We start from the raw sequence: 21562 nt of genomic DNA, 5'->3' as shown, positions 1-21562 counted from the left end.
GTGCATTTGGAGGGATCCGCCGGTATGCCGACTTCGGTCGTCAACATCACCGTGCACGGAATCGGCCCGACTGTCAGGACGCTCGACCCCGGCGAAGACGGCACGTGGGTGAGCGTCGAGCAGTACGAGCGGATGCTGGACGCGGCGGTGGGCCGGGACGACGTGCGGATCACGTTCGACGACGGCAACGCCTCGGACCTCGAGGTGGGCCTGCCGCGGCTGCTCGAGCGGGGCCTCAAGGCCCAGTTCTTCGTGCTGGCCGGCGAGTTCGGCAAGCCCGGCCGGCTCGACGTCGACGGCGTGCGGGAACTGCTCGCCGCCGGGATGGAGGTCGGCTCCCACGGCTGGGCGCACCGCGACTGGCGGCGCATCTCCGAGGAGCAGGTACAGGAGGAGCTCGACGACGCCCATCGGCTGCTCGGCGAGATCACCGGTCACCCGGTGACCGAGGTGGCCGTACCCTTCGGCTCGTACGACCGGATCGTGCTCAACCGGCTGCGCAAGGCCGGCGTCACCCGCGTCTACACCAGCGACGGCGGCCGCGCACAGGCCGACCAGTGGCTGCAGTCGCGCAACAGCATCCGCCACGACCTGGACGCCGAATGGGTCGAGCGGGTGCTCAACGGCTCGGAATCGCCCAAGGTCCTCGCGCGCCGGTTCGCCGCGCGCAATGTCAAACGACTCCGTGGAGCGCCGTGACCAGCATCGCGATCGTGATCGTGACGTACAACAGCGCCGAAGTCCTGCCGGGCTGCCTGGCGTCGCTTCTGCCCTCCGAGGGCGTCGACATCACCCGGGTCGTGGTCGTCGACAACAACTCCCGCGACGACTCCGTCGCCCTCACGCTCGCGGCGGCCGACCGGCTGCCGATCCGCTCGGTGCAGACCGGGCGCAACGCCGGCTACGCGGCCGCGGTCAACGCGGGCGTGGCGACACTGGCGGAGGAGAAGTACGACGCGGTCTGGGTGATGAACCCGGACACCCGGCTGCGCCCGGACACGCTGCGCATCCTCACCGAGGCGCTGCGTGAGCCGCGGCGGGGGATCGTCGTGCCGAAGATCCTCAACCCTGACGGCACCCTGCAGCCCTCGCTGCGGCGCAAGCCGACCGTCGCGCGGGCGCTGGCCGAGGCGGTCATCGGGGCCAAGGCCGGGCACATCGGGCGCATCGGCGAGCTCATCGCCGACCCGCGCGAGTACGAGCAGCCGCACGCCGCGGCCTGGGCCACCGGCGCGGCGATGCTGCTGGGCGCGGACATGGTGCGCGAGATCGGCGACTGGGACGAGTCGCTGTTGCTCTACAGTGAGGAGACCGAGTACGCGCTGCGCGCGGGCGATCATGGCTGGTCGCTGTGGTACGACCCGAGGGCCGTGGTCGAGCACATCGGCGGCGAGTCGAGCACCAACCCGAAGCTGGCCGCGCTGCTCGTGGTCAACAAGGTCCGGCTGTTCAAGCGGCGCAACAACCTGGCCAGCGCGTCGGCGTACTACGCCGCCGTGACGCTCGGCGAGGGAGTGCGCGCCCTGCGGGGCCGGCGCACCTCGCGCGCCTCGCTGGCCGCTCTCATGCATCCCAACCGCAAGCCGAGCCTCGGAGACTGACGCGTGAAGGCGGTTCCGTTCGACCAGCTCAGCACGGCCCAGCTCGACGCCTGGCACAAGCTGCGCGCCGTCAACCCGCAGCTGGACAGCCCCTACTTCCACCCCGGCTTCGCCGCCGCCGTGCACGCGGCCGGCAACCCGGTGCAGGTGTACGTCGGCACCGGCCCGACCGGTGAGGTGGAGAGCCTCTTCCCGGTGCACCGCGACGGCGCCGTGCTGCGCCCGGTCGGCTGGCCCGGCGCCGACTTCCAGGGCCCGATCCTGGCCCCCGGCACCGCCTTCCCGGTCGCCCGGCTGCTCGGCGACGGCGTGCGGGCGCTGGAGTTCGACCACCTGCTGGAGCTGGCCGAGGACTTCCGGCCGTGGGTCACCGGCAGCCGGCCCTCGCCCCTGGTGGACTGCGCCGGCGGCCTCGACGGGTACCTGGCCCGCGCCTCCAAGTCCGGCAAGGACAACATGGGGCAGGCGCGCCGGCGGGCGAACAAGGCCGAGCGCGAGATCGGCCCGGTCCGCTTCGTCGCCGACTCGCTCGACGAGGGCGACCTGGCCAAGGTGATCGAGCTCAAGCGGGCCCAGTACGCGGCCACCGGCGCCAAGGACTACTTCGCCGAGCCCGGCCGCGAGGAACTGCTCACCGCGCTGCTGCGCACCCGTGGTACCGAGTTCGCGGGGATCCTCTCGACCCTGCACGCGGGCGACACGCTGCTGGCCGCCCACTTCGGCATCCGGGCCGGCGGCGTCCTGCACTGGTGGTTCCCGGTCTACGACCCGGCCCACGCCGGCCTCGCGCCCGGCTGGATGCTGCTGCGCGAGCTGGTCATGGCCGCGCCGCAGTTCGGCTTTACGCGCATCGACCTCGGCCGGGGTGACGACGAGTACAAGCGCCGGGCGAAAACCGGTGAGACCCCGGTCTGCCAGGGCATGGTCACCCGCAGCACGGCCCGTCGTGCACTGCGGGCCGCCCGCGAGTCCCTGGTCACCGCGGCGAAGGACTCGCCGCTCGGCCCGCAGCTGCGCCGCGTCGTGCGCAAGCTGCGCACGATCAAGCGCTAGCCGCGCGCATTACCTGGGGAGCGATGCACATGGGCAGAAGGGCCCTGATCCTGGTCGAGAACCTGTCCGTGCCGTTCGACCGGCGCGTGTGGCAGGAGAGTCTCGCGCTGCGCGACGCCGGCTGGGAGGTGATCGTGATCTGCCCGCAGGGCACCAAGCGCGACACCGAGCCCTACGCGGAGATCGACGGCATCAAGATCCACCGGTACCCGCTCGAGGCGGCGACCGGCGGGCCCGTCGGCTACGTCAAGGAGTACGGCAACGCGCTGCGCCACACGCTGCGCCTGGCCAAGAAGGTCGGCCCGGTCGACGTCGTGCACGCCTGCAACCCGCCGGACATCCTCTACGTCGTGGCCAACCGGCTCAAGAAGCAGTACGGCAGCCGCTTCGTCTTCGACCAGCACGACCTCGTGCCGGAGCTGTACCTGTCCCGGTTCAACCGCGGCAAGGACCTGCTCTACCGGGGCGTGTTGCGGGCGGAGAAGGCCACCTACGACGCCGCCGACGTCGTCATCGCCACCAACGAGAGCTACCGCCAGGCCGCCATCACCCGCGGGGGCAAGCGCCCCGACCAGGTGTTCGTGGTGCGCAGCGCGCCCGTCGTCGAGCGCTTCCACATGGTGCCGGCCGACGAGTCGATCAAGAAGGGCAAGCCCTACCTGCTGTGCTACCTCGGCGTCATGGGGCCGCAGGACGGCGTCGACTACGCGCTGCGGGCCCTGGCCAAGCTGCGCGACGAGGTCGGGCGCACCGACTGGCACGCCGCGTTCGTCGGGGCCGGCGACACGTTCGAGCAGATGCAGGAGCTGGCCCGCGAGCTCGGGCTGGCCGACGTGGTGACGTTCACCGGGCGGATTCCCGATGAGGACCTGCTGCGGTACCTCTCCACCGCCGACGTGTGCCTGTCGCCCGACCCGCTCAACCCGCTCAACGACGTCTCCACGATGAACAAGATCATGGAGTACATGGCCATGTCCCGGCCGATCGTCAGCTTCGAGCTGCGCGAGGCGCGGGTCTCGGCCGGCGAGGCCGCCCTCTACGCCCCGGCCAACGACGAGTCGGCGTTCGCGAAGCTGACGTCGTACCTCCTCGACAACCCCGAGGAGCGCCGGCGCATGGGCGAGATCGGCCGCGCCCGGGTCAGCGGCCCGCTGTCGTGGGAGGTCTCGAAGGCCAACCTGGTGGCGGCCTACGAGAAGGCGGTCGAGGGCAAATCGGTGATTCCGGGGCAACGCCGTTCATCGGGTGCTCAGGTCGCTGCCCCAGCCGGCGCGGTCCCGGCGCATCCGGCTGACGGTCTTGTCCAGGACCATCACGCTCAGGTACGCGGTGGCGTCGACGGGGCTCACGCTGCGGCGGCGCACCAGGCGTACCAGGCCGCCCAGTCCCAGACCGGCTTCCCCACCGGGCCCCTTGAGGGCGGCCAGCTGCCGGTTCCCACGGCGCACCCGGACCCGTCGGTTGAGGTGCGCCGCGATGGTCCGCGCCGGTTTGACCAGTGAGCGTGCCTCGGTCACCACGGCCCGCTCGTGCGGGGCGAAGCTGGCGTGCACCCAGCCGTCGTCGGAGATCACATCGGGCATCGGGAAGACCCGGCCGTGACCCTCTTCGGTGAGCACGTAGACGCCGGCCCCGGCCAGCGCCCGGGTCGGGGCGATCATCCGGTCGTGCACCTTGTGCACCCGGCCGATCAGCGCACCCACCCGGCTCAGGTCGAACTCGGGCACCGGCGAGCAGGCCAGCACGCCCGGGCGGGCGCACGCGGCGACCAGCGCGCGCACCGCGCCGGCGGTCAGCTCGACGTCCGCGTCGAGGTACACCCGCGGGAACGTCCGGCAGGCCTCGTCGCCCAGCCGCAGCGCCGGCACCTTGCCCGGCACCCCGGACTCGATCACGCGCACCCCGGGCACCCTTCTGGCCGCGTCGGCGGTACCGTCGGTGCAGGCGTTCGGCACCACGATGACGTCGAACTCGCCGGGCTCGGTGCCTTCGAGCAAGCGGCGCAGGTTGTGCTCGATCACGGCCGCCTCGTTGTGGGCGGGGATGACGATGCTGACCACCGGACCAACCTCCTCAGGCCGCTGCACACGATAGCGGCCATGCACCCGCGCCCGATCGGAGTATGTCGCTCATGACCGAACTGGCCGTCATCACCCCGACCTATCGGCCGGACGCCGAGCTCTTCGACCTGCTGCACGCCTCGGTCCTGCGGTTCACCCCCGCCGACACGGTGCACCACGTCTTCGTCTCGGAGGCGGACCTGGCGCTGTTCTCCAAGTACGAGGGTCCGCGCTGCAGGGTGCGCACGAGCAGCTCGATGCTGCCGCGCCGGTACCGCCCGGTGCCCCGCATGAACTACCACGTCAACGTGCGCCGCCCGTGGCCGCCGGTGCGCGGCTGGATCATGCAGCAGACCATCAAGCTCGCCGCCGCCGGCGACCTCGACGCCGACCTGGTCCTCATGGCCGACTCCGACGTCGTCTTCGTCCGCCCGACGACCGCCGACCGCTTCCAGGTCGAGGGGCGCCGGTGGCTGTACCGCGAGGACGGCGGCGTCACCGCGGACATGGAGCGCCACGTCATCTGGCACCGGGTGGCCCGCGAGCTCTTCGGCCTTCCCCCCGCGCCGCCCCCGCCGCTGCCCGACTACGTGAGCCCCCTCAACGCCTGGGAGCCCGCCGTGGTCCGCGCCATGCAGCAGCACATCGAGAAGGCGACCGGCCGCAACTGGCTGGACGTCTTCAACAGCCAGCTGCACATTTCCGAGTTCATCCTGTACGGCGTGTTCGTCGACGAGGTCCTGCACGCCGGCAAGGAGCTGCTCCCGTCGGACATCACGGTCTGCCACAACAACTGGCAGCGCTCCCCGCTGAGCGCCGACGAGGCCGTGAAGTTCGCCGGCGAGATCGGCCCCGATGCGGTCGCCATGATGATCTCGGCGAAGTCCGACACGCCGATCGAGCCGCGCCGGGCCGCCATCGCGCGGGTGGCGGAGATCGTGGGGTCGCGATGACCGCGCTCGCCTCCTCCGAGGAGCCCACCGTCGTCCAGCCCGCGGTCAGGCGCCCCCGGCTGGTGGGCCTGGACGGCATCCGCGGCGTGGCGGCCCTGTGCGTGATGCTGCACCACTGCTGGCTGCTGGCGTTCCCGGGCTACCCGGCCACGCACGGCCCGCTGTACCTGGCGTGGCTCATCTACGGCCACCTCGCCGTGGTCGTCTTCATCACCCTGTCCGGCTTCTCGCTGGGCGTGGCCCCGGCCCGCCGCGACTGGCAGCTCGGCGGGGCCAAGCGCTTCGCGCACCGCCGCGCCTGGCGCATCCTGCCCCCGTACTGGGCCGCGCTGGTCTTCAGCCTGATCATCGCCTGGACGATCGTCCCGCAGCCGGAGACCCCGCCCCCGACCGGCAAGTCGGTCCTCATCTTCGGCCTGCTGCTGCAGGACGTCTTCGGCTCACCGTCGCCGAACGGCGCCTTCTGGTCCATCGCCATCGAGGCCCAGCTGTACATCGTCTTCCCGCTGCTGCTCGTCCTCCTGCGCCGCGCGGGCGCCGTCGTCCTGCTGACCGCCGTGACCCTGGTCGTCGCCACCGTCGGCGTCCTGGCCCCGCGCGTCTCGGTCGTCGACATGCTGATGCGCTTCACCCCCGAGTTCGCCGTGCTCTTCACCCTCGGCCTGATCGCCGCCGCCGTCCTGCGGGCGAGCGACCGCGTCTACCGCCTGCCGTACCAGTGGCTCGCGCTGTTGGCCGCCGCCCCGGTCGTGGCGCTGATGGTGGTGAACGGCTCGGTGTGGACCATCACGCACTACTTCTGGATCGACATGGCCCTCGGCCCGGCCGTGGCCCTGCTGCTGGCCGCCGTGGCGACCGCCCGCCCGCGCCCGCTGGTCCGGTTCCTGGACACCCGCCCGCTGCGCTCGCTCGGCTCGTTCTCCTACAGCCTGTACCTGACCCACGCCCCGATCGTCGTGGCCGTGTACTTCAAGCTGATCGACGGCCGCTTCGCCTCGGGGCAGCCCGCCTTCTGGGCCCTGGCCGGCGTGGCCGCCCCCTTGTCGATCGCCTTCGCGTGGTCGTTCTCGCGCTTCTTCGAGCTGCCGTTCCAGCGCTACCGCGACTGGCCCTCGCTGCGGGCCGCCCTGCTGCGCCGCCCGGCCCCCGAGCCGGCCACTCCCTGACGTCCTGACCGGGGACCGTGCAACGGTCCCCGGCGGGCATCTTGCCCGCCCGTATACCTAGAACTACTATGCATCGAAGTTCAAGGGTATCGGCGGGAGGTGGATCGGCGTGAAGGTTGCCAAGGACCTCGTCGCGGCCTCGTCGACGCCCATGGTGCTGGGCATCCTCGCCGAGGGGGAGAGCTACGGCTACGCCATCCTCCGGCGCGTCACCGAGCTCTCCGGCGGGGAGCTCGAGTGGACCGAGGGGCTGCTGTACCCGCTGCTGCACCGGCTCGAGCGGTCCGGCTTCGTGGAGGCCGGCTGGCGGGCGGCGGCCGGGGAACGGCGGCGCAAGTACTACCGCATCACCGAGGCCGGCCGGGCCGAACTGGCCGAGCAGCGGCGCCAGTGGAGCGCGGTCGTCGGCACCCTCAAGGAGCTGTGGCCGCACACGTCCCGCCCCATGGAGGGCCTCGCATGACGAATCTCGAGACGCAGCCACCGCCCGACGAGCTCGAGGCACAGTTCGCGCAGTGGCGGCAGTATGTCCATCGCCGCCGCGAGCTTCGCAACACCGACGTCGAGGAGCTCGAGGACCACCTGCGCGCCTCCGTCGACGAGCTGACCGGCGTCGGCCTGCGGCCCGAGGAGGCGTTCCTCGTCGCCGTGAAGCGGATGGGCAGCCTCGACGAGCTGTCGCGGGAGTTCGCCCGCGAGCACTCCGACCGGCTGTGGAAGCAGCTGGTGCTGACCGGCGAGCCCGACGGCGCCGAGACCGGGCGCGACGCCACGCCGCTTGTCATGGTGCTGTGCGCGGTGGGGGCGGCGGCGTCCATCAAGCTGCCCGAGCTGTTCGTGGACTCCGACGACGACGGGCTCTTCTACGCGCGCAACGTGTCGCTGTTCGCGCTGCCCTGGGTGGCCGGCTTCCTCGCCTGGCGCCGGCGGCTGCGCCCGCCGCTGATCGGGGTCCTCGTCGCGCTGTTCGGCCTCGGCGCGGTCGCGGCCAACGCCTACGGGCTCGCCATGGACTCCCAGTCGGCGGCGCTCACTGGCAGCCACCTGCCGATCGCGCTGTGGCTGGCGGTCGGCGTCGCGTACGTCGCCGACGAGTGGCGCTCCTCGCGCCGCCGGATGGACTTCATCCGCTTTACGGGGGAGTGGATCGTCTACTACGTGCTGATCGCGCTGTGCGGCGGCGTGCTGATCGCCTTCGTGTACGGCACGTTCTCGGCCATCGGCATCGACGCCAACGAGTTCGTCGGGCGATGGCTGCTGCCCTGCGGCGCGATGGCCGCGACGGTCGTGGCCGCGTGGCTGGTCGAGGCCAAGCAGAGCGTGGTCGAGAACATCGCCCCGGTGCTCACCCGCCTGTTCACGCCGCTGTTCACCGCGGTCCTGCTGGCCTTCCTGGTCGCCACCGGCGTCACCGGGGCCGGCATCGACATCGAGCGCGAGGCCCTGATCCTGTTCGATCTGCTGCTGGTCGTCGTGCTGGGCCTGCTGCTGTACTCCTGGTCGGCCCGCGATCCGCTGAAGCCGCCCGGCGTGTTCGACAAGCTCCAGCTCGCCCTCGTCATCAGCGCCCTCGTCATCGACGTGCTGGTCCTGTCGGAGATGCCCGGCCGGATGGTGAGCTACGGCAACTCCCCGAACAAGGCCGCCGCCCTGGGCGAGAACATCATCCTGCTGGCCAACCTGGCCATCTCCGCGTGGCTGCTGATCGCCTTCCTGCGCCGCCGCCGGCCGTTCGCCGCCCTGGAACGCTGGCAGACCGGCTACCTCCCGGCCTACGCCGCCTGGACCTGGGCCGTGGTGCTGATCCTGCCCCCGCTGTACCAGTTCCAGTGAACGTTTCCAGTGCACGTTTCCAGTGCACACAAAAGGGCCCGGCAGCCGCCGGGCCCTTCGCGTCACCGCTCAGAACGTCAGGACGGACTTCGTGACCGTGTAGGCCTCGGCGTAGTGGGCCCGGCACTCCATGCCGCGCAGGCGGGCCAGGCCCAGGAAGACCTCGTCGTCCCACCAGTCGCGGGCCTTCTGGGACGGGAAGTGCTCGTGGAGCAGGGCGACCTTGCGGCGGCCCTGGTCCGGGGTCAACGGGACGTACACGTTGCGGCGCGACATGTCGCCGTCCCACTTGGGGATCTCGTAGTGCAGCACCAGGGAGTTGCGGAAGGCCGTGGACGCCAGGCCGGCCAGCAGTCGGTGGTCCTGGTGGGCGTCGTCCGTGGACGGGGCCAGGACCAGGTCCGGGGTGCCCAGGCGGGCGGCGGACTCGACGATCTCCTTGGTGGCGTTCCAGTGGGCCGGGAGGCGCCCGTCGGGCAGGTCGTGCAGGTGGAAGGTCAGCGAGCCGGCGTGGGCCAGGAAGGCCGAGGCCGCCGCGCGGGCCTCGGCCTGGCGGGCCGGGACGCCGGTGGCCAGCACGTAGTCGACGGTGACGCCCTCCGGGAGGCAGAGCAGCAGGCCGCCGGCGGCGATCTCGATGTCGTCCGGGTGGGCGCCCAGGGCGACCACGGACCGCACGCCGGTCAGGGAGAAACCGATCACGAGGCCGGGCCCCGCACGGAGTCCCACAGCATCCACGGGCAGTTGCCGCTGTTGTACGCCTCTTCCATCTCCGCCCGGTCCTTGAAGGTGTCCACCGCGCGCCAGAAGCCGTCGTACTGCTGCGCCATGAGCCGCCGCTCCGGGATGAGCCGGTCGAAGGCGTGCGGCACCATGTCCTCACCCTCGCGCAGGGCGTCGAAGATGCCCGGGCGCAGGATGAAGTAGCCACCGTTCTCCCACGTCATGAGCTCGCGGAAGTCGCGAACGCGGGAGACCGAGCCGTTGGCGTCCATCTCCACCACGTGGTGGGTGGAGACGGGCGGTACCGCGAGCATGCTCACGGTGGCCTCGGAGTTGCGGAACCGCTCCACCATCTCGGGCAGCGGCGCGTCGGTGAGCGTGTCGGCGTAGTTGGCCAGGAACATCGGCTCGTCCTCGACGTACTTGCGCACGCGCATGAGCCGCTCGCCGATGCTGGCCTTCAGGCCCGTGTCGATGAACGTGATGTTCCAGCCCGTGATGTCGGTCGAGAACAGCTGCACGTCCCGGTCGCCGCCGGTGAGCGTGAAGTCGTTGGACAGCGTCTCGTCGTAGTGCAGGAAGTAGTCCTTGACGACCGCGGCGCCGTAGCCGAGGGCCAGGATGAAGTCGGTGTGTCCGAAGTGTGCGTAGTACCGCATGACGTGCCACAGCAGCGGGCGGTCGCCGATGAGCGCCATCGGCTTCGGCACGTTGCTCGCCCCCTCGCGCATGCGCATGCCGAGGCCACCGCAGAACAGTACGACCTTCATGAGCGGGATTACCCCTCTACCTCGAGGACCGGGATCGGGTACACCAGCTTGCCGCCCCAGTCCTTGACGTAGGACAGCTGCGCGCTGATCTCGGTGCGCAGGTTCCACGGCAGGACCAGGACGTAGTCGGGCCGGTCGGCGGCGATGCGCTCCGGCGCGTGGATCGGGATGTGCGTGCCGGGCAGGAACATGCCCTGCTTGTGCGGCGAGCGGTCGACCGTGTACTCGAGCAGGTCCTCGCGGATGCCGCAGTGGTTGAGCAGCGTGTTGCCCTTGCCGGGCGCCCCGTAACCGACGACCCGCTTGCCCTCGGCCCGGGCCTGCATGAGGAACGTCAGCAGGTCGCGCTTGATCGTGAAGACCTCGTTGGCGAAGCCCTTGTGGCCCTCCAGCGTGTGCAGCCCGGCCGCGGCCTCGGCCTCCAGCAGCGTCTTGACCGCCAGCGACGGCTCGCCCGCGAACTCGGTGTGCTTGGCGTGCACCCGCAGCGACCCGCCGTGCGTGGACAGCTCCTCCACGTCCACGACGGTGAGGCCGCCCTTGGCCAGCGCGCGCGAGGCGGTCAGCAACGACAGGTACTGGTAGTGCTCGTGGTAGATGGTGTCGTACTGCCGACGCTCGATCAGGCGCAGCAGGTGCGGGAACTCGAGTGTGACGAGGCCCTCGGGCTTGACGAGGTTGGCCAGGCCCTGCGAGAAACCGACGATGTCCGGAATATGTGCGTAAACGTTGTTCGCGGCCACCAGGTCGGCCCGTCCGTATTGTTCGGAGACGGCCGCGCCCGTCTCCGGCCCGAGAAAGCAGACTTCCGTCCGAACGCCCTTTTCCCGGGCGACCGCAGCGACATTTCCGGCGGGCTCAACGCCGATGACCGGAATACCGGCGGCCACAAAATGCTGTAGAAGGTACCCATCATTACTGGCCACTTCGGCGACGAGGCTGTCGCCCGTTAGGCCGAGCTTCTCGGTCATCGCGACGGCGTACCGGCGGGCGTGCTCGACCCAGGAGGTGGAGTAGGAGGAGAAGTAGAGGTAGTCGGAGAAGATCTCCTCACCCGCGACGTATGCCGGAAGCTGGACCAGCAGGCACTGCGCGCAGATGCGCACGTGCAGCGGGTAGAACGTCTCCGCGGCGTCGATCTTGCCGGCCGGGACGTAGCTCTCGCAGAGCGGGGACATCCCCAGGTCGACGAAGGTTTCGGTGAGCTCGGCACCGCACAGCCGGCATGAGACAGCGGACATGCGTTCCCCCTCTAAGTTGTTGGGCGCTAGGCTGCTGGCCGGTGAACCTACTCGCCATGGAAGTCGCGCAAGCTTAGAACAGATCTCAGGACTGCCGACCGGCCACGAGAAAACTAGCGGCAACTTCCGCACGGCGGTAAACGACAGAGTAAAGAAACCGACACACCAGCCCGGCAACATCCTCGAGCTTTCGGGAGCAGGCTCATGCGCGTACTCGTCACCGGCCACGACGGATATATCGGCAGCGTGCTGGTGCCGATACTCCGCGAAGCGGGCCACGAGGTCGTCGGTCTCGATACCGGCCTCTTCGCCGACTGTGTGATCGGCCCGGCGCCGGAGGAGGTCAAGACGCTGCGCGTCGACCTGCGCGACGTGGAGCCGGAGCACGTGACCGGCTTCGACGCGGTGATCCACCTCGCCGCGCTGTGCAACGACCCGCTCGGCAACCTCAACCCGGACCTGACCTACGACGTCAACCACCGCTCGACGGTGCGCCTGGCCAAGGCGGCCAAGGCGGCCGGCGTCGAGCGGTTCCTGTTCTCGTCGTCCTGCTCGCTGTACGGCAAGGGCGAGGACGACACCCCGCTGGACGAGAACGCGGGCTTCCAGCCGGTGACCCCCTACGGCGAGTCGAAGATCCTGTCGGAGCAGAGCCTGCTGGAGCTGGCCGACGACGACTTCTCGCCGGTGTTCCTGCGCAACTCCACGGCCTACGGCTTCTCCCCGCGGCTGCGCGGCGACCTGGCGGTCAACGACTTCGCCGCGCACGCGCTGCTGACCGGCAAGGTCGTGCTGCTCTCCGACGGCATGGCGTGGCGCCCGCTCATCCACATCAACGACATCTCCGCGGCGTTCCTGGCGCTCATGGAGGTCGACCGCGGCCGCGTGCACGCCAAGGCGTACAACATCGGGCGCACCAGCGAGAACTACCTCATCCGCGACGTGGCCAACCTGGTCGCCGAGGCGGTGCCGGGCAGCGAGCCGACGTTCGCCGAGGGCGCCGGGGCCGACCTGCGCAACTACCGGGTGACCTGCGACCTCATCGAGCGCGAGATCCCCGAGTTCCAGCCGCAGTGGAACGTCAAGCTCGGCGTCGAGCAGCTCGTCGAGGCCTACCAGCGGCATGGGCTGACCATCGAGCAGTTCAAGAGCGAGAAGCACCAGCGGATCAAGCGCATCCAGGCGCTGCTGGCGGCCGGCAAGCTCGACGGCGACCTGCGCTGGGTCGCGGCATGAGTGCCCCTGAGCCGCGCGTCTGCGACGCCTGCGGCGAGGACATGCTCGTCCCCTTCGCCGACCTCGGCGAGATCCCGGTGCTGTGCGGGGTGCACTGGGAGGCGCACGGCGACGCCGTCGCGTCCCCGGTCGGGCGGATGGTGCTCGCGGCCTGCCCGCGCTGCGCCTACGTGCGCAACCTGGAGTTCGAGGCCGGCAAGCTGGTCTACGACACCACGATGGACACGAACCTGCACTTCTCGCCCGCCTTCCAGAAGTTCTCGGCCGAGCTGGTGGAGAGCCTCAACGAGCGCTACGACCTCGGCGGCAAGCTCGTGCTGGACATCGGGTGCGGGCAGGGTGAGTTCCTGCGTGAACTCACCCACACCGCCGGCGCGCGGGGGGTCGGCTACGACGCCATGTACGCCGGCGTGGAGGGCGAGCAGGGTGAGGCCACCTTCCACTGCGGGTTCGCGCCGCGCGGGGGAGGCCTGCCGCCGTACGACTTCTTCACCTCCCGCCACTGGTTCGAGCACATCGACGACCCCTACGAGTTCCTGGTCGACCTGCGCGAGCAGGCCCAGGGGCGCGAGGTGTTCGGCTACGTCGAGGTGCCGGACGCGGTCTACGACCTGGCCACCGCCGGGTGGGAGGTCATCTACCCGCACGTGTCGTACTTCGACGCCTACTCGCTGGCCGCCATCTTCGCCCGGGCGGGCTGGACGGTGGAGTCGACCGGCACGCTGTTCTCCGGCATGTTCCGCTACATCGAGGTCTCGGCCAACCGGCCGCGGGCCGGCGGGCACGCCGCGCACACCGGCGAGCTGCCCTCCCTGCGCGCGCGGGACAAGCAGCTGGCCGCGATCGCGGGCTTCAGCGAGCGCCACCACGCCGAGCGGCGGAAGTGGCGGGACACCATCGCCCGGCTCGACGCCGAGGGCGCCCGCCCGGTGCTGTGGGGCGCGGGCTCGCGGGGCGTGCAGTTCCTCACCCTGGCCGACCGGGAGCTGCAGCTGGCCGGCGTCGTCGACCTCAACCCGCGCAAGTGGGGCCGGTTCCTGCCGGTCACCGGGCACCGGGTCGACCCGCCGTCGACGCTCACCACGCTGCAGCCCAAGGCGGTCGTCATCACCAACCCGGCGTACAAGGAAGAAATCGCCAAATCCCTGGCCGATCTGGGCGTCACCGCCGAAATCCTCGTCGCCTGACGTCACGCGTTCGACAAGGGCCCCGCATCCTCGCATCGGCGCGAGCGTGCGGGGCCTCTTCACGTCAACAATGTGACACGACCGCGGGCGCGGTGACTGGTTAGTCTGTCCGCAACCACCCTTCGCGGCCCGGCCCTCGTTCCCCGTTCGCCGCACCTCCCCGCATCGCCCGGGACCCGGCCGCCATCCCCTCACTCCATAGTGGAGGATCGCATGTCGCGGACGCGACGCGCGTTACGGTCGGCGCTGGTCGCGAGCCTGGTCGCCGCGGTCATCACACCGATCGCCAGCAGCAACGCCGCCGTCGCGGCGCTGCCGGCCGGGTTCCAGGAACAGATCGTCTTCAGTGGCCTCACGCAGCCGACCAACATCGAGTTCGCGCCCGACGGCCGCATCTTCGTCGCCGAGAAGGGCGGCAAGATCAAGGTCTTCGACAACCTGGCCGACCAGACCCCGGACGTGTTCGCCGACCTTTCCGTGGCGGTGCACAACCAGTGGGACCGCGGCCTGCTCGGCCTCGCGCTGGCGCCCGGCTTCCCGACCGACCCGTCGGTCTACGTGCTCTACACCTACGACGCGCCGCTCGGGCAGAGCGCTCCGGTGTACAACGACGTCTGCGCCGACGCCAACGGCGGTTCGTGCGTCGTGTCGGCCCGGCTGTCCAAGCTGACCGCGTCGGGCAACCACATGATCGGCAGCGAGCAGCTGCTCATCTCGGACTGGTGCCAGCAGTACCCCAGCCACTCCATCGGCGACCTGAAGTTCGGCGCCGACGGCGCGCTCTACGTCTCCGGCGGCGACGGGGCCAGCTTCAACGTCGTGGACTACGGCCAGCTCGGCTCGCCGAAGAACCCGTGCGGCGACCCGCCGAACGACGCGATGACCCCGCCCACCGCCGAGGGCGGCGCCCTGCGCTCCCAGGACGTGCGCTCGACCGGCGACCCGACCGGCCTCAACGGCTCGATCCTGCGGCTCGACCCGGCCACCGGCGCGGCGATGCCGAACAACCCGCTCTCCGGCTCGTCCGACGCCAACGCCCGGCGCATCGTCGCGCACGGCCTGCGCAACCCGTTCCGCATGACGATCCGCCCGGGCACGAACGAGGTCTGGGCCGGCGACGTCGGCTGGAACACCTGGGAGGAGATCGACCGCGTGGTCAACCCGACCACCGGGCCGACCAACTTCGGCTGGCCGTGCTACGAGGGCAACGCGAGGCAGCCCGGCTACGACAGCGCCGACCTCACGCTGTGCGAGAGCCTCTACGCGGGCGCCGGGCAGACCGCGCCGTACTACACCTACAACCACGGCGCCCAGGTCGTCGCCGGCGAGAGCTGCCCGTCCGGCGGCTCCTCGGTCTCCGGCCTGGCCTTCGCACCGGCCACCGGCGGGTCCTACCCGGCGTCGTACGGCGGCGCGCTGTTCTTCTCCGACTACAGCCGTAACTGCATCTGGGCGATGATGCCCGGCGCCGACGGCCTGCCCAACCCGGCCGGCATCCTCACCTTCGACGGCGGCGCGAGCGCACCGACGGACCTGGCCATGGGCCCCGGCGGTGAGCTGTACTACGCCAGCCTGAACGGCACGATCCGGCGCATCCGCTACTACCCGAACAACCAGCCGCCGGTGGCCGCGTTCACCGCCACGCCCACGTCGGGCAGCGCGCCGCTGACGGTGACGTTCAACGGCACCACGTCCTCGGACGCCGACCCGGCCGACCAGGGCCTGCTGAAGTACGCCTGGGACTTCAACAACGACGGCACGGTCGACTCGACGGCGGCGACGGGCACCTACACGTACACCAGCGCCGGCACCTACACCGCGAAGCTCACCGTCACCGACACGGCCGGTGCGACCGGCACGAAGACGCAGACGATCACGTCGGGCAACGACGCCCCGACCGCGTTCATCGACACCCCGGCGGCCACGGACACCTGGGCGGTGGGCAACACGATCAGCTTCTCCGGCCACGCGACCGACCCGCAGCAGGGCACCCTGCCGGCCTCGGCGCTGAGCTGGCAGGTGATCCTGCACCACTGCATCACGCCGGACAACTGCCACGAGCACCCGATGAACACCTTCAGCGGGGTGGCGAGCGGCTCGGTGATCGCGCCGGACCACGAGTACCCCTCCTACGTCGAGTTCCGGCTCACCGCCACCGACGCGGGCGGGCTGACCAGCACCTCGAGCGTGTCGGTCCAGCCCCGGACGGTGAACCTGGCGTTCAACTCCAGCCCCTCCGGGCTGCAGCTGACCGTCGGCTCGACGACGAGGACGACGCCGTTCTCGATGACGGTGATCCAGGGCTCGACCAACTCGATCTCGGCCCCGACGCCGCAGTCGCAGGGCGGCACCTCGTACGCCTTCTCGTCCTGGTCGGACAGCGGCGCGCAGACGCACGTCGTCACCGCGCCGGCGACCGCGACGACGTACACGGCCACCTATACCGGCAGCGCGCCGGCCTGCGGCGACTCGTACGGCTACACCTGCACCGCCGGGGCCCGCACCTGGATCCCGGCCGACCAGACGGTGCTGACGCTCAGCGGTGACGACAACTACCAGCAGGTGTCGCTGCCGTTCCCGGTCACGTTCTACGGCACGCAGTACACCTCGGCCTGGGCCGACACCAACGGCGTGCTGAGCTTCGTGCCGCCGGCGGGCTCGGCCTACGACCACGGGGCTATCCCGTCGCCCGCGGCCACCGGCAAGGCCAACGGCGCCGTGTACCCGATGTGGTCCGACCTCGACGTCGACGCCTCGGCCAGCGTGCGCACCGCGGTCACGGGCACCGCGCCCAACCGGCAGTTCATCGTCGAGTGGCGTAACGTGCGGTTCTTCGACAACGCGTCGGCCCGGGTGTCGTTCGAGACCGTGCTGCAGGAGAACAGCGACATCGCGGTCGCCTGGAACGACATCGACGCGCTCGCCATCGAGCAGGGCAGCACCTCCACCGTCGGCATCGAGAACGCGAACGGCACGGTGGCGCTGCAGCACTCGCTGAACCAGCCGATCCTGCGCACGGGCAACGGCGTGCTGTTCCACCCGCCGGCCGCCCCGCCGCCGCCCACCGGCGCCACGGTGACCGGCACGGTCGGGGTGACCGGCACGAGCGCCACGCTCGCCGGCACGCGGATCGCGCTGAGCCCGGGTGGCGCCACCGCGACGGCCGGGGCTGACGGGACGTACACCGTCAGCGGCCTCGCGGCGGGCACCTACACGGTCACCGCGACGGCCCCCGGCGGGCAGAGCACCAGCGGCACGGCCACGGTCGCAGCCTCCGGCACGACCACGCTGAACCTGTCGATCGCGCTGAGCGACTCGTTCGGCTACACGGCCACGCCGGGCCCGCGGACCTTCGTGCGGGCCGACCAGACCGTGCTCACGCTCACCGGCGACGACAACTACCAGCAGGTCACGCTGCCGTTCCCGGTGAAGTTCTACGGCACGACGTACACCTCGGCGTGGGTCGACACCAACGGCGTGGTGAGCTTCGTGCAGCCCGGCGGCTCGGCCTGGAACCACTCGGCGATCCCGTCGGCGGCCGCCTCCGGCAAGGCCAACGGCGCGATCTACCCGTTCTGGGAGGACCTGAACATCGACGCGTCGGCCAGTGTCCGCACTGCGGTCACCGGCAGCGCGCCGAACCGGCAGTTCGTCATCGAGTGGCGCAACGCGCAGTTCTTCGAGGCCGCCGGCGTCCGCGCGTCGTTCGAGGTGATCTTCTCCGAGAACGGCGACATCGCGGTCGCCTGGGCCGACATCGACGGCACCACCTACGAGCAGGGCGGGGCGGCCACGGTCGGCATCGAGAACCAGGCCGGCACGGTGGCGCTGCAGTACTCGCTCAACCAGCCGGTGCTGCGAAACGGCAACGGCGTGCTGTTCCACCCGCCGGCTTAGCGGCATCCTGCCGGGGCCCGTTCCGCTACGGCGGGGCGGGCCCCGTGCTACATGGCCGCCGAGAATAATGACATTACTTCGACGATCTTTGATGACTTAAGAATTACCAAAGAAATGAAAGCGCAGGTCGGAATGCATTTGTGCCGCATTCTTGCGTTGGCTGGGCAATCGCGCGCGGCGGGACGGTAGCATGGCCGGGGCGCGAGAATGGATCGCGCTGCAGGATCGACGACATCGCCAGAATTGGAGTGTTTCGACCGTGATCGACCGGAAGCGCAGGGCTCATCGGCTCGGCGTTGCCACGGCACTCGTCGCGGTAGCCGCAGCAGCGTTGATGCTCGCGAGTTGCAAGGTAGAGGGCACCCCCGGCCACCAGTCCGGCCGTGGCAGTGCCAGCGGCCAGCCCGATTCATCCGTCGAACCGTCCGGTTCGGCGCCGGCCTCCGCCCAGGCCTCCGCCCAAGCCTCCGCATTGCCATCCGGCGCTCCGAGCTCAAAGCCAGCCGGCGCGAAAACAACGAATCCCCCCAATTCCGGCAACACTGCGCCCGGCGCCCGGGCCACCCCGGCCAACGTCGGCGTGCCCAAGGGCGTCAAGCTGACCGAGCTGGCCGGCAACGACGGCGGCAATTCGTATCGGGTGCAAAAGGACGGCACGGTCCTCGACAAAGTGCACATCAAGGGCGATCTGCTGATCACCGCGTTCAACGTCAAGATCACGAACAGCCAGATCGACGGCGGCGTTCTCGACGAATACGGCGGCAAGAAGTACTCATTCTCGATCAGCGATTCCACGATCGGCCCGGCCACCGGCTGCCTCACCCTGCCGGGCATCGGTGAGTCGAACTACACCGCCACCCGGGTCCACATCCGCGGGCACGGCGACGGCTTCCGCGCCTCGGGCGACAACATCAACATCCAGAGCTCGTACGTGCACCTGTGCTCGAACCCGGGGGATCACTCGGACGGCATCCAGACGTACATGACGGGCCGCGGCCTGACCCTGAACAACACGACCATCGACCAGCGCGACGCCAGGGACGTGACCGCCCCCATCTTCATCGTCGACAAGCAGACGGTCGACGTGACGGTCACCAACAATCTGGTGATGGGTGGCACCTACAGCATCCAGGTGAAGAACGCCCGCGGTAGCGTCGTGGTGAAGAACAACTCCCTCGTGAACAAGTCGTGGATCTACGGCCCGATCGAGGCGGACTGTTCCTCGCCGATGGAGTGGTCAGGCAACCAGCTGGTGACGATTGACGACAACTACAACATCACTTCGGTCGTGGGCCCGCTCCCTTGTAACTGAGCCTTCCAGGGGGCGCGGAGTGTGGCTCCGCGCCCTCGCCCTCGGCTGTGGGTCCGCGCTGCTGCTCGCCGCCGTGTACGCGCTCGCCGTGCGCACCGTGCCCGGCCAGCGCTTCGAGGATGCGGTGCTCGTCGCCGCCGAGGGCCGGGGCGGCTCCCGCCACGCGACCCTGGTGCTCTCCGCCGACGTGGTCTCGCTGGTCCTGGCCGTCGCCGCCCTGCTCGGCATCGGCTGGGCCCGCCGCGCGCCGCGGGTCGGCGTGGCCGGCGTCGTCGTCCTGGTCGCCACCGTCATCGGCGCCGAGATCGTGCAGCTGTCGGTGAGCCGGCCGCGCCTGCTCCCGCACGGGTACCGCCGCGACGACCAGAGCTTCCCGAGCGGGCACACGGCGATCGCGGTGGCCATCATGTGCGCGCTGGTCCTGGTGGTGCCGTACCGCTGGCGCCTGGCCACCCTGGTGCTCTCCTCGGCCTTCGCCGCCGCCGTCGCGGTCGCCGTGATCCTGGCCGGCTGGCATCGCCCCGGCGATACCATCGGCAGCGACTGCATCGCGCTCCTCGTGGTGAGCGCTGCGACGCTGGTGCTCGACCGCGGCGGGCGGCTGCGCCGGGTGCCGGGGCGGCGGTACCACTACCGGCTCGCGGCGGGGTACGGGTTCTCGGCGATCTGCTGCGCGCTCGCGGCGCTGTTCGCCGGTCCGCTTCTGGCCGGTTGTGCCATCGCACTGGGCGGCACGGCGTTGGTAGCGTTGGCGTTGCTCGTTCTGCTCGCCCGGTCCGAATCGGCAGAAGCCACCCATCGCCGGAAGGTGTCATGACGAACGCTGAGTCGCCGCTGGTCTCGATCGGTCTCCCGGTGCGCAACGCTGGCCGCGACATCGAGAAGGTCGTCAAGTCGGTGCTCTCGCAGGACTACCCGAGCCTGCAACTGGTCATCTCCGACAACGCCTCGACCGATGACACCGAGGACGTCTGCCGCGAGCTGGCCCGCGCCGACGGGCGCATCGCCTACCACCGGCAGGCGGAGAACATCGGGATCCTGCGCAACTTCCAGTACGCGATGGTCAACGCCGACGGCGAGTACTTCCGCTGGATCGGCGACGACGACACCCTGGACCCGTTCTACGCGGCCAAGACCGTGGCCCTCTTCCGCGCGGACCCCCGCCTGCTGCTCGTCACCACCCAGATCTCCTACGAGGCCCCGGACGGCAGCGTCTCCTCGGCCGAGTACGACGGCACGGAGCTGGCCTCCGGCGACCCGATCGCCCGCCTGCGCGAGATGCTGCGCCTGCTCAACGCGAGCCACCTCCTGATCGACCCGCTCTACGCGATGATGCGCCGCGCCCCGGTGGCCGGCATCCCGCGGCGCAACATGCTGCGCGAGGACGAGGTCTTCGCGGCCAAGCTGGCCCTGGCCGGCCCGTGGCGGCACGTCCCGGAGGTCCTGGCCCACCGGCACTGGAAGCACGAGCGCATCGGCACGATCGCCGGGCGCCTGGGCGTGCCGTCGTGGCAGTCGCACTTCTCCAACACGCTGCAGTGCCGGGAGCTGCTGCAGTGGGCGGGGGAGGCGCCGGGGCTGACGCCGGACCAGCGCCGGCAGGCGAAGGCGGCGGTGTACCGGATGTACCTGCGGCGGCAGCAGCGGACCGTCTCGCACAAGTCGCGCAAGCTCGCCCGGCTGGCCATCGGGCGGCGCTGACCCGTCGCCCGTGCTGCCCGACGCGTTTCCGCGGCCCTCGTCAGCGCGTTGCGATCGGGCGATTTCGCGATAAGTCGGGCGCTGGCGCGCCACGACTTAGGGTGACCGTCAATAGGGCGGACTCGGGGTGTTTCGGGCATAGATGACGGAAGTGGGCATGGCCCTGGCCGGGCATGGGAGTTGTCTACTCTGGATGCCGCTGACGCGCAGTTTGGCGGCCGCTGGCCTGACCGGGTCGCCGTCCACCTCGACGCCGGTTACGGCTCTGCATCAATCCGGGACCTGCTCGCCGGACGTGGCTGGCGTGGACGGATTGCCCGGCGCGGAAGCCCGCCCCGATCCAGAGGGGCTGGCGCTGGGTCGTGGAAGCTAACCAGGCATGGATGAACGACGTCGGCAAGCTCCGCTGCCACACCGACCGCCGCGCCTCCATCGTCGACTTCTACCACTACCTCGCAGCCGCTGCGCCCGTACCCACTACCGATGGGACGGCAGAGCCACCAGCCGCCGCCTCTGGCCAGCGTGGAGGTGATCGTGACAGTGAGTGGCTGGCAGTTCGGTGGCTTGGCGCTCTGCACTGCTGGTGAGTGCGTATTCGCTGAATTGCTCCGCCGGTGGCGCGTTGGGATGGTGCGCGGCCTTTCTCGGGCTTCGGCGGAATTGGCAGCCGGCCGGATGTGGCAGATGTAAGAACCGGCTGCGATACGCTGCCGGTGAGCGCGGATGGCGGCCGGTTGTTCGACGTGTTGCCGCACTGGCGGGCCGGTGTGACGGCGGCGGTGGCGTTGGTGTGCGACGGCCCGCGCGGGCGCGCCCGGACGCTGCGGCG

The 21562-nt window shown here is 70.4% G+C and carries 17 protein-coding genes and 2 pseudogenes; 15 read left to right on the top strand and 4 right to left on the bottom strand.

Translation table 11 applies throughout. The features are described from left to right. The first annotated feature begins 24 nt into the window (after window positions 1-24). From AB0M46_RS42060 to AB0M46_RS42045, 4 genes are read left to right on the top strand one after another with little or no spacing between them, the layout of a single operon-like run. Window positions 25-699, top strand: a complete 675-nt coding sequence (locus AB0M46_RS42060; protein WP_363345495.1) for a polysaccharide deacetylase family protein — start codon at window positions 25-27, stop codon at window positions 697-699. Continuing rightward, window positions 696-1601 (top strand): glycosyltransferase family 2 protein, encoded by a 906-nt coding sequence (locus tag AB0M46_RS42055; RefSeq protein ID WP_363345493.1) that lies wholly within the window; start codon window positions 696-698, stop codon window positions 1599-1601. Before AB0M46_RS42060 ends, AB0M46_RS42055 begins: the two co-directional genes overlap by 4 nt. 3 nt (window positions 1602-1604) lie before the next feature. Beyond that, window positions 1605-2654 (top strand): GNAT family N-acetyltransferase, encoded by a 1050-nt coding sequence (locus AB0M46_RS42050; protein ID WP_363345491.1) that lies wholly within the window; start codon window positions 1605-1607, stop codon window positions 2652-2654. Between the two features lie 29 nt (window positions 2655-2683). Beyond that, window positions 2684-4156: a glycosyltransferase family 4 protein gene (locus AB0M46_RS42045; protein ID WP_363345490.1), complete on the top strand. Its 1473-nt coding sequence runs from the start codon at window positions 2684-2686 to the stop codon at window positions 4154-4156. Between the two features lie 240 nt (window positions 4157-4396). Here AB0M46_RS42045 and AB0M46_RS42040 read toward each other — a convergent pair. Continuing rightward, window positions 4397-4714 (bottom strand): annotated as a pseudogene (locus tag AB0M46_RS42040) (glycosyltransferase); the annotation flags it as partial. 71 nt (window positions 4715-4785) lie between these two features. Between AB0M46_RS42040 and AB0M46_RS42035 the strand changes: the two are divergent. The 4 genes from AB0M46_RS42035 to AB0M46_RS42020 all read left to right on the top strand — a co-directional run bounded on the left by AB0M46_RS42035 (window position 4786) and on the right by AB0M46_RS42020 (window position 8666). After that, window positions 4786-5667 carry a DUF6492 family protein gene (locus AB0M46_RS42035; protein WP_363345489.1) on the top strand — a complete coding sequence of 294 codons (882 nt, stop codon included), beginning with the start codon at window positions 4786-4788 and terminating at the stop codon, window positions 5665-5667. Continuing rightward, complete coding sequence (locus AB0M46_RS42030; RefSeq protein ID WP_363345488.1) at window positions 5664-6833, top strand: acyltransferase; 1170 nt, start codon at window positions 5664-5666, stop codon at window positions 6831-6833. Before AB0M46_RS42035 ends, AB0M46_RS42030 begins: the two co-directional genes overlap by 4 nt. Before the next feature lie 109 nt (window positions 6834-6942). Continuing rightward, entirely contained in the window at window positions 6943-7296 is a 354-nt protein-coding gene (locus AB0M46_RS42025) for a PadR family transcriptional regulator (RefSeq protein WP_363345487.1), read from the top strand. Then, window positions 7293-8666: a permease prefix domain 1-containing protein gene (locus tag AB0M46_RS42020; RefSeq protein WP_363345486.1), complete on the top strand. Its 1374-nt coding sequence runs from the start codon at window positions 7293-7295 to the stop codon at window positions 8664-8666. The genes AB0M46_RS42025 and AB0M46_RS42020 overlap by 4 nt, the downstream gene beginning before the upstream one ends. A 69-nt stretch (window positions 8667-8735) precedes the next feature. Here AB0M46_RS42020 and AB0M46_RS42015 read toward each other — a convergent pair whose 3' ends face one another. The 3 genes from AB0M46_RS42015 to AB0M46_RS42005 are packed head-to-tail and all read right to left on the bottom strand — an operon-like array spanning window position 8736 to window position 11400. Next, entirely contained in the window at window positions 8736-9368 is a 633-nt protein-coding gene (locus AB0M46_RS42015; protein WP_363345485.1) for a PIG-L family deacetylase, read from the bottom strand. Beyond that, the gene (locus tag AB0M46_RS42010; protein ID WP_363345484.1) at window positions 9365-10159 is read right to left on the bottom strand and encodes a sugar phosphate nucleotidyltransferase; all 795 of its coding nucleotides are present in this window, start codon (window positions 10157-10159) and stop codon (window positions 9365-9367) included. The genes AB0M46_RS42015 and AB0M46_RS42010 overlap by 4 nt, the downstream gene beginning before the upstream one ends. Window positions 10160-10167: 8 nt before the next feature. Then, window positions 10168-11400 (bottom strand): class I SAM-dependent methyltransferase, encoded by a 1233-nt coding sequence (locus AB0M46_RS42005; RefSeq protein WP_363345483.1) that lies wholly within the window; start codon window positions 11398-11400, stop codon window positions 10168-10170. A gap of 204 nt (window positions 11401-11604) precedes the next feature. On the opposite strand from AB0M46_RS42005, the gene AB0M46_RS42000 reads away from it, so the two are divergent. From AB0M46_RS42000 to AB0M46_RS41970, 7 genes and pseudogenes are all read left to right on the top strand, one after another. Then, a complete protein-coding gene (locus AB0M46_RS42000) occupies window positions 11605-12636 on the top strand; it encodes an SDR family oxidoreductase (RefSeq protein WP_363345482.1) in 1032 nt (343 codons plus the stop codon). Further along, entirely contained in the window at window positions 12633-13823 is a 1191-nt protein-coding gene (locus AB0M46_RS41995; protein WP_363345481.1) for a methyltransferase domain-containing protein, read from the top strand. The genes AB0M46_RS42000 and AB0M46_RS41995 overlap by 4 nt, the downstream gene beginning before the upstream one ends. 213 nt (window positions 13824-14036) lie before the next feature. Continuing rightward, window positions 14037-17720, top strand: a complete 3684-nt coding sequence (locus tag AB0M46_RS41990; RefSeq protein WP_363345480.1) for a PQQ-dependent sugar dehydrogenase — start codon at window positions 14037-14039, stop codon at window positions 17718-17720. A 259-nt stretch (window positions 17721-17979) separates the two neighbouring features. Continuing rightward, on the top strand, window positions 17980-19032 hold the full coding sequence (locus AB0M46_RS41985) for a hypothetical protein (protein WP_363345479.1): 1053 nt from the start codon (window positions 17980-17982) through the stop codon (window positions 19030-19032). Window positions 19033-19051: 19 nt separating this feature from the next. Then, entirely contained in the window at window positions 19052-19849 is a 798-nt protein-coding gene (locus AB0M46_RS41980; protein ID WP_363345478.1) for a phosphatase PAP2 family protein, read from the top strand. Next, window positions 19846-20733 carry a glycosyltransferase family A protein gene (locus AB0M46_RS41975; RefSeq protein WP_363345477.1) on the top strand — a complete coding sequence of 296 codons (888 nt, stop codon included), beginning with the start codon at window positions 19846-19848 and terminating at the stop codon, window positions 20731-20733. Before AB0M46_RS41980 ends, AB0M46_RS41975 begins: the two co-directional genes overlap by 4 nt. A 240-nt stretch (window positions 20734-20973) precedes the next feature. Then, window positions 20974-21265: pseudogene (locus AB0M46_RS41970) on the top strand (IS5/IS1182 family transposase); the annotation flags it as partial. Window positions 21266-21562 lie beyond the last annotated feature (297 nt).

The sequence above is a fragment of the Dactylosporangium sp. NPDC051485 genome (genome assembly GCF_040682015.1).
Taxonomy (GTDB): domain Bacteria; phylum Actinomycetota; class Actinomycetes; order Mycobacteriales; family Micromonosporaceae; genus Dactylosporangium.
Note: the sequence above shows the minus strand (reverse complement) of the source record. Positions and strands in the feature narration are given on the sequence as shown.

Excerpts from the sequence above, each read along its gene's own strand:
- AB0M46_RS41975 (WP_363345477.1), top strand. The coding sequence starts at position 19,846 with ATGACGAACGCTGAGTCGCCGCTGGTCTCGATCGGTCTCCCGGTGCGC.
- AB0M46_RS42035 (WP_363345489.1), top strand. The coding sequence starts at position 4,786 with ATGACCGAACTGGCCGTCATCACCCCGACCTATCGGCCGGACGCCGAG.
- AB0M46_RS42000 (WP_363345482.1), top strand. The coding sequence starts at position 11,605 with ATGCGCGTACTCGTCACCGGCCACGACGGATATATCGGCAGCGTGCTG.
- AB0M46_RS41995 (WP_363345481.1), top strand. The coding sequence starts at position 12,633 with ATGAGTGCCCCTGAGCCGCGCGTCTGCGACGCCTGCGGCGAGGACATG.
- AB0M46_RS42045 (WP_363345490.1), top strand. The coding sequence starts at position 2,684 with ATGGGCAGAAGGGCCCTGATCCTGGTCGAGAACCTGTCCGTGCCGTTC.
- AB0M46_RS42005 (WP_363345483.1), bottom strand. The coding sequence starts at position 11,400 with ATGTCCGCTGTCTCATGCCGGCTGTGCGGTGCCGAGCTCACCGAAACC.
- AB0M46_RS42010 (WP_363345484.1), bottom strand. The coding sequence starts at position 10,159 with ATGAAGGTCGTACTGTTCTGCGGTGGCCTCGGCATGCGCATGCGCGAG.
- AB0M46_RS42020 (WP_363345486.1), top strand. The coding sequence starts at position 7,293 with ATGACGAATCTCGAGACGCAGCCACCGCCCGACGAGCTCGAGGCACAG.
- AB0M46_RS42030 (WP_363345488.1), top strand. The coding sequence starts at position 5,664 with ATGACCGCGCTCGCCTCCTCCGAGGAGCCCACCGTCGTCCAGCCCGCG.
- AB0M46_RS42060 (WP_363345495.1), top strand. The coding sequence starts at position 25 with ATGCCGACTTCGGTCGTCAACATCACCGTGCACGGAATCGGCCCGACT.
- AB0M46_RS41990 (WP_363345480.1), top strand. The coding sequence starts at position 14,037 with ATGTCGCGGACGCGACGCGCGTTACGGTCGGCGCTGGTCGCGAGCCTG.